An 11,513-nucleotide genomic window follows, 5' to 3' on the forward strand; every position below is an offset into this window, starting at 1 on the left:
GGTGTGGGGTCGTCGCTGGTGGTGTCGCGGTCGGTGTTCGAGCATCGCGCGGTGGTGGTCGGCGGGAAGCGTGAGGGTCTGCTGGCGGGGCTGGCCGCAGTCGAGGCCGGTGAGTCGGCGTCCGGTGTGGTCACGGGCGTGGCCGATGTGGATGGCCGGATGGTGTGGGTGTTCCCGGGTCAGGGGGCGCAGTGGGCCGGGATGGGTGCCGTTCTCCTGGAGGAGTCGGCGGTGTTCGCGGGGCGGATGGCCGAGTGTGCGGCGGCGTTGGAGCCGTTCGTGGACTGGTCGGGCTGGTCGTTGCTGGAGGTGGTCCGGGGCGTGGAGGGTGCTCCGGGGCTGGATCGGGTGGATGTGGTGCAGCCGGTGTCGTTCGCGGTGATGGTGTCGCTGGCGGCGGTGTGGGAGTCGCTCGGGGTTCGTCCGGATGCGGTGGTGGGTCATTCGCAGGGGGAGATCGCGGCGGCGGTGGTCGCGGGCGGTCTGTCGCTGCAGGACGGTGCCCGGGTGGTGGCGCTGCGCAGCCGCCTGATCGGCGAGAAGCTGTCCGGGCGCGGAGTCATGCTGTCGGTGATGGCCCCGGCGGAGCAGGTGCGCGCGGCGCTGGCCGCCGACGACCTGCTGGACCGGATCTCGATCGCGGCGATCAACGGGCCCCGGGTGGTCACCGTCGCCGGCGACGGTGAGGCCATGGAGGTGCTGGAGCGGCGCCTGTCGGCCGAGGGTGTGATGCGCTGGCAGCTGGCCGGTGCGGACTTCGCCGCGCATTCACCGCAGGTCGAGCGGTTCCGCGAGGAACTGCTGAGCGACCTGGCGGGTCTGGCACCGGGAGCGACGCGGGTGCCGATGTTGTCGACCGCGACCGGCCAGTGGCTGGACGGCTCTGAGCTGGACGCGGGCTACTGGTACGAGAACGTGCGGCAGACGGTGGAGTTCGGGTCGGCGATCGAGCGGTTGCTGCGGGAGCGCTATCGGATCTTCCTCGAAGTCGGTCCGCATCCGTTGCTGACGCTGGGGATCGAGCAGGCGGTGGACGCGGCGGAGGTCGGCGCGGCGGTGGTCGCCGGGACGTTGCGCCGCGACGAGGGCGGACTGGATCGCGTCCTGCTCTCTGCCGCCGAGCTGTTCGTGCGCGGCGTGACCGTGGACTGGCGACAGGCACTGCCGGGCGGCCGCCATGTCGACCTTCCCACCTACGCCTTCCAGCACCACAGGTTCTGGCCGAGCGGGATGCGGATCGCCGACGCCCGGGGGCTCGGCCTCGCCGCGGCGGGGCATCCGCTGCTGGGCGCCGCCGTCGGGCTCGCCGACTCCGACGGCGCGCTGCTCACCGGCCTGATGTCGGTGCGGACGCACCCCTGGCTCGCCGACCACGCGGTGGCGGGTACGGCGCTGTTCGCGGGCACCGGGTTCCTGGAGCTGGCGATCCGGGCGGCGGACCAGGTCGGCTGCGACCGGGTGGAGGAGATCACCCTGGCCGCCCCGCTGGTACTCGGTGCGGACGACGCCGTCGCCGTCCAGGTGGTGGTGAGCGCGTCCGACGAGACGGGACGCAGGAACCTGGCGATCTACGCCCGGTCGGCCGACGCGCCGGACCGGCCCTGGGTGCGGCACGCGGCCGGAGTGCTGGGGGTCGGAGCGCGCACGGCGCGGCTCGACACGGCCGTGTGGCCGCCTGAGGGCGCGGTGCCCGTCGGCCTGGACGGGCTGTACGACGACCTGGCCGAGAGCGGCGTGCTCTACGGGCCGACCTTCAGGGGGCTGCGGGCGGTCTGGCGGCGTGACGAGGAGATCTTCGCCGAGGTCGCGGTGCCCGAGGAGGTCGGCGACGCCGGCTCGTTCGGCCTGCATCCCGCCCTGCTCGACGCGGCGTTGCAACCGGCCGCGTTCATGGACCTGGTGGAGCCGGGCCAGGGGCGGCTGCTGTTCTCCTGGGGCGGGGTGTGCCTGCACGCGGGCGGCGCCTCGGCGCTGCGGGTGCGGCTGGTCAGGACCGGGAGCGGTTCGGTGTCGCTGGTGGCGGTGGACGCCGAGGGCGCGCCGGTGCTGACGGCGGAGTCGCTGGTGTTCCGCCCGGTGTCGGCGGACCAGATGCTCGCCTCCGGCGGCGGACCGGAGCGGGACGCGCTGTTCACGCTGGAGTGGACGGTCGCGCCGACGGTCGTCTCCCCGGTGGACGCGGTGGCCGGGCTGGACTGTGTCGAGCTGGACTGGTCGGAACTGGACTGGTCGGAACCGAACGGCTCCGAGCCGGGGCGGCCCGGCCTGGGCGACCTGCGCTGGTCCGAGCCGGGCCGGGGCGAGCCGGACCGGGTGCCGGACGTCGTGGCCGTCGAGATCACGCCGCCCGTGGAGGCGACCGGCGCGCCGGCGGCGCGGGAGCTGACCGGCCGGGTGCTCGACCTGCTGCGGCAGTGGCTGGCCGACGACCGGTTCACCGAGTCGAGGCTGGCACTGGTCACCAGGGGCGCGGTCGCAGGCAGCGAAAACGGCACCGAAGACGGCACCGAAGACGGGACGACCGTGGACCCGGCGGCGGCCGCGGTCTGGGGCCTGGTGCGCGTCGCGCAGGCCGAGAACCCCGGCCGCTTCCTGCTCGTCGACGTGGACGGGCGGGAGACCGCGCTGTCGGCGCTGCCCGAGGTGCTGGCCTGCGGCGAGCCCCAGGTGATGATCCGCGATCACGTCGCCCGCGTTCCCCGCCTGGTCCGCCTGGCACCGGGCGGGGGCGGCGCGCCGAGGCTGGACCCCGACGGCACCGTCCTGATCACGGGCGGCACGGGCGGCCTGGGCGGCAACCTGGCCCGCCACCTGGTGGCCGAGCACGGGGTACGGCACCTGCTGCTGGCCGGCCGCCGGGGTCCGGACGCCCCGGGCGCGGTGGCGCTGCAGGCCGAGCTGATCGCCCACGGAGCCGAGGTCACCGTCGTCGCCTGCGACACGGCCGACCGGGACCAGGTGGCGGAGCTGCTCGCGGGCGTGCCCGCCGAGCACCCGCTCACCGCGGTCGTCCACGCGGCGGGCGTACGCGACGACGGGATGATCCAGTCGCTGGACGAGCGGCGGGTGGCCACCGTGTTCGGGCCCAAGGCGGACGGCGCCTGGCACCTGCACGAGCTGACGCGGGACCTCGATCTGGCCGCCTTCGTCATGTACTCCTCGATGGCCGGGCTGTTCGGCGGCGCGGGGCTGGGCGGCTACGCGGCGGCCAACGCCTACCTGGACGCGCTGGCCCAGTACCGCCGGGCCCAGGGCATGCCGGGCCTGTCCCTGGTGTGGGGCCCGTGGGCGGCGGACGCCGGCATGGCCGGCGAGCTCACCGAGACCGACCTCCGCCGGTTGGCGGCAGCGGGATTCCACCTGTTCTCCTTCGCGGAGGGGCTGGCGCTGTTCGACGCGGCCCTGGGCTGCGACACGCCGGTGGTGGCCCCGGTCCGGTTCGACCTGCCGGCGTTGCGGGCGTTCGGCGAGGTGCCGCCGCTGCTGCGCTCGCTGGTGCGCGGCACCCGCCGCACGGCGGCGGCCCCGGTGTCCGGCGCGGACAGGGCGCTGCTGCGGCAGCTGGCCGGGCTGGCCCCCGCCGACCGCCTCCGGCTGGTGATCGAGCTGGTCCGGGCCCAGGCCGCCACCGCACTGGGGCACACCTCCCCCCGGATGGTGGACGTGCGGCGGGAGTTCCGCGAGCTGGGCTTCGACTCCCTCACCGCGGTCGAGCTGCGCAACCGGCTGAACGTCGCGACCGGGCTGCGGCTGCCGGCCACCCTGGTGTTCGACTACCCGACCCCCGTGGTGCTGGCGGAGTTCCTGCTGGCCGAGATGCTGGGCGAGCACGGCGACGTCATCGCCCCGGCGACGATCGCGTCGGTGGCCGACGACCCGATCGTGATCGTGAGCATGGCCTGCCGCTACCCGGGCGGGGTGCGCTCCCCGGAGGACCTGTGGCGGCTCGTCACCGAGGGGCGCGACGCCGTCTCCCCGCTGCCGCTCGACCGGGGCTGGCAGGTGAACGGCGAACTGGACTTCCAGGGCGGCTTCATGGCCGACGCCGCGGAGTTCGACGCGGGGTTCTTCGGGATCTCGCCGCGCGAGGCGCTGGCGATGGACCCGCAGCAGCGCGTGCTGCTGGAGACCACGTGGGAGGCGGTCGAGCGCGCCGGGATCGACCCGCTGTCGCTGCGGGGCAGCGAGACGGGCGTCTACGTCGGCGCCAGCGGTTCGGGCTACATCCCGCCGGACGAGGCCCGTGGCTTCATGGTGACGGGCCAGGCGGGCAGCGTGACCTCGGGCCGGCTGTCCTACACCCTGGGGCTGGAGGGCCCGGCGCTGACGGTGGACACCGCCTGCTCGTCGTCGCTGGTGGCGATGCACCTGGCCGCGCAGGCGCTGCGCTCGGGCGAGTGCTCGCTGGCGCTGGCCGGCGGCGTGACCGTGGTGGCCACGCCGATGGGGATCGCGGAGTTCAGTGCCCAGGGAGGGCTCGCCGCCGACGGGCGGTGCAAGTCCTACTCGGACGCCGCCGACGGCACCAGTTGGTCCGAGGGCGCGGGCATGGTGGTCCTGGAGCGTCTGTCCGACGCGCGGCGCAACGGCCACCGGGTGCTGGCCGTCCTGCGAGGTTCCGCGGTGAACCAGGACGGCGCCTCGAACGGCCTGACCGCGCCGAACGGTCCCTCGCAGCAGCGGGTGATCCGCCAGGCGCTGGCCGGCGCGGGACTGTCCCCCGCCGAGGTGGACGCGGTTGAAGGCCACGGCACGGGCACGGCGCTGGGCGACCCGATCGAGGCGCAGGCACTGCTGGCGACGTACGGGCAGGACCGGGGTGAGGACCGCCCGCTGCTGCTGGGCTCGGTGAAGTCGAACATCGGCCACACGCAGGCGGCGGCCGGTGTGGCGGGCGTGATCAAGATGGTCATGGCGATGCGGTACGGCACGCTGCCCAGGACGCTGCACATCGACGAGCCGTCCACGCACGTGGACTGGGCCTCGGGCGCGGTGCGGCTGCTGACCGAGCCCGCCGAATGGCCGTCGGCCGACCATCCGCGCAGGGCGGGGGTGTCGTCGTTCGGCATCAGCGGCACCAACGCGCACGTGATCATCGAACGGGCCGAGGCGCCGGAGGCGGAGCCCGAGAGCCACGAGCCCGGGGCGGACGGTACCGTGCCGGTCCTGGCCGTGCCGCTCCTGGTCTCCGGCCGGTCGGCGGAGGCGTTGCGGGCGCAGGCCGCACGTCTCGCGTCGTTCGTGGAGGACGAGGCCGGACGTCTCGCGTCGTTCGTGGAGGACGAGGCCGGACGGCTCGCGTCGTTCGAGGAGGGCGAGCCCGGCCCGAGGCTCGGCGACGTGGCGTTCTCGCTGGCCACGACGCGCTCGGCGTTCGAGTACCGCGCGGCCGTGGTGGCCGCCGACTCCGAGAGCGCGGTCGCGGGCCTGCGGGCCCTGGCCGAGGACCGGCCGGGCGCGGGCGTGCTGCGCGGGCAGGCCGCGGCCGATCCGAAGCCCGCCGTGCTGTTCACCGGCCAGGGCAGCCAGCGCGCCGGGATGGGCCGGGAGCTGTACGAGCGGTTCCCGGTGTTCGCGACGGCGCTGGACGAGGTGATCGCCGAGCTCGACCCGCTGCTCGACGGGTCGCTGCGTGACGTCCTGTTCGACGGGCGGGCGGATGCGCTCGATCAGACCGGGTGGGCACAACCGGCCCTGTTCGCGGTGGAGACCGCGCTGTTCCGGCTGGTCGAGGCGTGGGGCCTGCGGCCGGAGGTCCTGGCCGGCCACTCGATCGGGGAGATCACCGCCGCCCACGTGGCCGGGGTGCTGTCCCTGAGGGACGCGTGCGCGCTGGTGGCCGCGCGGGGCCGGTTGATGCAGGCACTGCCGCCGCACGGGGCCATGGTGGCGGTACGGGCCTCCGAGGAGGAGGTCGCCGAGCTGCTGGCCGGCCGGGAGGAGATGTCGGTCGCGGCCGTCAACGGCCCGTCCTCGGTGGTGATCTCCGGGGCGGAGGAGGCGGTGCTGGAGGTCGCCGCCGCCCTGGAGGAGCGGGGCCGCGAGACCCGCCGGTTGCGGGTGTCGCACGCGTTCCACTCGCCGCTGATGGACCCGATGCTGGAGGACTTCCGGGAGGTGGCCCGGACGCTGACCTACGACCCGCCGCGCATCCCGATCGTGTCCACCCTGACCGGGGAGACGGCCACGGCCGAGCGGCTGTGCTCGCCGGACCACTGGGTGGACCAGGTCCGCCGGGCCGTACGGTTCGCCGACGCGGTGCGGACGCTGCACCGGCAGGGCGTGACGGCCTACCTGGAGCTCGGGCCTGACGGGGTGCTGACCGCGATGGCCCAGGACACCCTGGCCGAGCTCGCCGCCCCCGACGCGCCGGACCGGCCCTCCGGCGCCGATCCGGTCCTGGTGCCGGTGCTGCGCAGGGACCGCGACGAGCACGTGGCGGTGACGGCGGCGCTGGCCGAACTGCACGTGCACGGCGTGCCGGTGGACTGGCGGGCGGTGCTCGGGGGCGGTCGCCGGATCGACGTGCCGACGTACGCGTTCCAGCGGCAGCGCTTCTGGCCCGACGGCACCGGTTCCCAGCTGAGGAACGTGGCGGCCGCGGGCCTGGCCGCCACCGGGCACCCGCTGCTGGGCGCCGCGGTCGGGCTGGCCGACTCGGCCGGGGTGCTGCTGACCGGGCGGCTGTCGCTGCCGTCGCATCCGTGGCTGGCCGACCACGCGGTGGGCGGCATGGTGATCTTCCCGGGTACGGGGTTCCTGGAGCTGGCGATCCGGGCGGGCGACCAGGCCGGCTGCGACGTGGTGGAGGAGCTGACCCTGACCACGCCGCTGGTGCTGGGCGAGCGGGACGCCGTCGTGGTGCAGGTGTGGGTGGGCTCGGCGGCGGAGTCAGGCCGCCGCAGCCTGAGCGTCTACGCCCGGTCGGCCGAGGCCGCCGACGAGGAGCCGTGGGTGCGGCACGCCACCGGCATGCTGGCGGTGGCCGACGGCAGGACCCGCACCGGCGACGTGGCCGCCTTCGACGCGGCGACGTGGCCGCCCAGGGAGGCCACGCCCATCGCGGTGGACGGGCTGTACGACCGGTTCGCCGAGGGCGGGTTCCACTACGGGCCGCTGTTTCAGGGGCTGCGGGCCGCCTGGCGCGGCCAGGACGGCGAGGTGTTCGCCGAGATCGCCCTGCCCGAGCAGGCGCGGTCGGGCGCGGGTGCGTTCGGGGTGCACCCGGCGCTGCTGGACGCGGCGCTGCACGCGGTGGCCTTCGCCGGGCTGGACGACGCGGAGGACGGCCGGTTGCCGTTCTCCTGGGAAGAGGTGTGCCTGCACGCCGGTGGCGCCTCGGTGCTGCGGGTGCGGCTGGCCAGGAACGGCGGCGACGCGGTCTCGGTGATCGCGATGGACGCCGCGGGGGAGCCGGTGCTCTCGGCGCGCTCACTGGTGCTGCGGCCGATCACGGCCGACCGGCTGGCCGACGGGCCGGCCGACGGTGCCCGCGACCCGTACCGGGACTCGCTGTTCCGGCTGACCTGGCCCGCGCTGCCCGAGACGCCGGCGGCGACCGGCGCCGAGCTCGACCCGGTCGAGCCGCTCCTGGACCTGGCATCGGATCCGGAGGCGGCGCTGGCGGCGCTGGCGGCGGTACCGGAGACGGTGACCGTCGCGGTCGGCTCCACGCAGCACGCTGACATGGTCACCGGGGTCCACGAGCTGACCGCCGCCGCGCTGGGTCTCCTGCACGCGTGGCTGGCCGACGACCGCTGCCGCCGCTCCCGGCTGGTCTTCGTGACCAGGGGGGCCGTCGCGACGAGCGAGGGCGAGGCCGTCACGGACCTGGCCGCCGCGGCGGTGTGGGGCCTGGTCCGCTCGGCGCAGTGGGAGGAACCGGGCCGCTTCGTGCTGGTCGACGCCGACGGTGAGTTCCCCTCATCGGTACTCGCCCTGGGCGAACCGCAGCTGGCGGTACGCGAGGGTGGGGTGCGCGTCCCGCGCCTGGCGCGGGTGGCACCGGCCGACGAGGCCGGGCGGTCCTGGGACCCGGACGGCACGGTGCTCATCACCGGCGGCACCGGCGGCCTGGGGGCGCAGTTCGCGCGGCACGTGGTGGCCGAGCGTGGCGTACGGCACCTGATGCTGGTCAGCCGCCGAGGGCCGGACGCCCCCGGCGCGGCGGAGCTGCGGGCCGAGCTGGCCGCGCACGGGGCCGAGGTCGAGATCGCCGCCTGTGACATGGCGGATCGCGAGCAGGTGGCGGCCCTGCTGGCGCGGGTTCCGGTCGGGCACCCGCTGACGGCGGTGATCCACACCGCCGGCGTGCTGGACGACGGGACGATCCTGTCACTCACGCCCGAGCGGCTGGACACCGTGCTGCGGCCCAAGGTGGACGCGGCCTGGCACCTGCACGAGCTCACCCGGGGCCTGGACCTGGCGGCGTTCGTGGTCTTCTCCTCCCTCGCCGGGGTCATGGGCAACGCCGGGCAGGGCAACTACGCCGCGGCCAACGCCTTCCTGGACGCGCTGGCCCAGCGGCGCCGGGCCGAGGGGCTGGCGGCGCAGTCGCTGGCCTGGGGCGCCTGGACCCAGGACGTCGGGATGACCGGCACGCTGGACGACGCCGACATGCGCAGGATGGCGCGGGCGGGGATGCCGTCGCTGTCGGTGGAGCAGGGCCTGGCGCTGTTCGACGCCGCGGCCGCGCTCGACCAGGCGGTGCTGGTTCCGGTCCGGCTGCACCTGCCGTCGCTGCGGGCACAGGGTGACGTACCGGCGGTGTTGCGCGGGCTGGTCCGGGGCGGGCGTCGGTCGGCGGCCTCCGGCTCGGTGGTGGCCGCGACGCTGCTGCAGCGGCTGGCCCCGCTGGGCCTGGCCGAGCGCACCGAGGTCCTGCTGGACCTGGTGCGGACCGAGGTCGCGGTCGTCCTCGGGCACGCGTCGCCGGAGACGGTGGAGGTGCGGCGGGAGTTCCGCGAGCTGGGCTTCGACTCCCTCACCGCGGTCGAGCTGCGCAACCGGCTGAACGGGGCGAGCGGGCTGCGGTTGCCGTCCACGCTGGTCTTCGACTACCCGACGCCGACCGTGCTGGCGGAGTTCCTGCTGGCCGAGCTGCTCGGCGAGAACGCAGATGTGATCATCCCCGCGTCGGTGGTGCCGGTCGCGGACGACCCGATCGTGATCGTGGGAATGGCGTGCCGCTACCCGGGCGGGGTCACCTCGCCGGAGGATCTGTGGCGACTGGTCAGCGAGGGCGGAGACGCGATCACCCCCTTCCCGACGACGCGCGGCTGGAACCGTGGCCGCGCCGAGGGGAGCACCGAGAGCCGGGCCGTCAACTACGTGGAGGCGGGCGGCTTCCTGCACGAGGCCGGGGAGTTCGACCCCGGCTTCTTCGGGATCTCCCCGCGTGAGGCGCTGGCGATGGACCCGCAGCAGCGATTGCTGCTGGAGACCACCTGGGAGGCGATCGAGCGGACCGGGATTGACCCGACCACGCTGCGCGGCAGCCGTACCGGCGTCTTCGCCGGGGTCATGTACCACGACTACGCGACCAGCGTGCCGTTCCCGGCGGACGTGCTGGGCTTCATGGGCACCGGTACGGCGGGAAGCGTCGCGACCGGCCGCATCTCCTACACGCTGGGCCTGGAGGGTCCGGCGGTGACGGTGGACACCGCCTGCTCCTCCTCCCTGGTGGCACTGCACCTGGCCGCGCAGGCGCTGCGCGGCGGCGACTGCTCGCTGGCCCTGGCCGGTGGCGTGACCGTGATGGCCACCCCGAACTCGTTCATCGACTTCACCGGGCAGGGCGGGCTGGCGGGTGACGGGCGCTGCAAGTCCTACTCGGACGCGGCCGACGGCGCGGGCTGGTCCGAGGGTGTGGGCATGCTGGTGCTGGAGCGCCTGTCGGACGCCCGGCGCAACGGTCACGAGGTGCTCGCGGTCGTCCGCGGGTCGGCGGTGAACCAGGACGGCGCGTCCAACGGCCTGACCGCGCCGAACGGTCCCTCGCAGCAGCGGGTGATCCGCCAGGCGCTGGCCGGCGCGAGGCTGTCGCCGTCCGAGGTGGACGCGGTGGAGGGACACGGGACCGGTACGGTCCTGGGCGATCCGATCGAGGCCCAGGCGCTGCTGGCCACCTACGGCCAGGACCGGGACGAGGACCGCCCGCTGCTGCTGGGGTCGATCAAGTCGAACCTCGGTCACACCCAGGCCGCCGCCGGCGCGGCGGGCGTGATCAAGATGATCATGGCGATGCGTCATGGCGTGCTGCCCCGGACGCTGCACGTGGACGCGCCGTCGTCCCACGTGGACTGGGCCTCGGGCGCGGTGGAGGTGCTGACCGAACCGACCGAGTGGCCGGAGACGGGTCGTCCGCGCCGGGCCGGGGTGTCGTCGTTCGGGATCAGCGGCACCAACGCGCACGTGATCATCGAGCAGCCCGACGCCGCGGTGGTGTCTCGTCCCCACGACCCCGGCGCGGAGGAACCGCCGGTGGTTCCGGTGGTGGTGTCGGGCCGTACGGATGAGGCGTTGCGCGCGCAGGCCGGACGGCTCGCGTCGCACCTGGACGGTGAGCCCGGTCTCGGGCTGGCCGATGTCGCGTTCTCGCTGGCGACGTCGCGGTCGGTGTTCGAGCACCGCGCGGTGGTGGTCGGGAGCGGCCGTGAGGATCTGCTGGCGGGTGTCGGCGCGCTGAGCGCGGGTGAGCCTGCGGCCGGGGTGGTCACCGGCGTGGCGGACGTCGATGGGAAGTCGGTGTGGGTGTTCCCGGGTCAGGGCGCGCAGTGGGTCGGGATGGGGGCCGCCCTCCTGGAGGAATCGGCGGTCTTCGCAGGGCGGATGGCCGAGTGTGCGGCGGCGTTGGAGCCGTTCGTGGACTGGTCGCTGTTGGAGGTGGTCCGGCAGGCCGAAGGCGCTCCCTCGCTGAACCGGGTGGATGTGGTGCAGCCGGTGTCGTTCGCGGTGATGGTGTCGTTGGCGGCGGTGTGGGAGTCACTGGGAGTTCGCCCGGATGCGGTGGTGGGTCATTCGCAGGGCGAGATCGCGGCGGCGGTGGTCGCGGGTGGGTTGTCGTTGCAGGACGGTGCGCGGGTGGTGGCGCTGCGCAGTCGTCTGATCGGCGAGAAGCTGGCCGGGTTGGGGGCGATGGCGTCGGTGGCGTTGCCGGTGGAGCGGGTGCGTGAGCAGGTGGCGGCCTGGGACGGGCGGGTGTCGGTCGCGGCGGTCAACGGCCCGAACTCGGTGGTGGTCGCCGGTGAGGTCCACGCCGTGGAAGAACTGGTTGAGCGGCTGACCGAGGACGGGGTGCGGGTCCGGCGGATCGCGGTGGACTACGCCTCACATTCGGCGCAGGTCGACCTGATCGGTGAGGAGCTGGCCCACATCCTCGCGGAGGTGGACCCACGGCCGGTGCGGGTGCCGATGCTGTCGACGGTGACCGGCCAGTGGCTGGAAGGACCAGAACTCGAAGCAGGGTATTGGTGTGAGAACCTGCGGCGCACGGTCGGGTTCGCCTCGGCGGT

The 11,513-nt window shown here is 74.7% G+C and carries 1 protein-coding gene; it reads left to right on the plus strand.

What is annotated here, in order from left to right:
- Positions 1-33: 33 nt before the first annotated feature.
- Positions 34-11,513 (plus strand): SDR family NAD(P)-dependent oxidoreductase (locus tag AC5L38_RS43665; protein WP_495248719.1); only part of this gene is annotated, 11,480 nt, incomplete at its 3' end.

Source organism: Streptosporangium nanhuense (assembly GCF_059358815.1).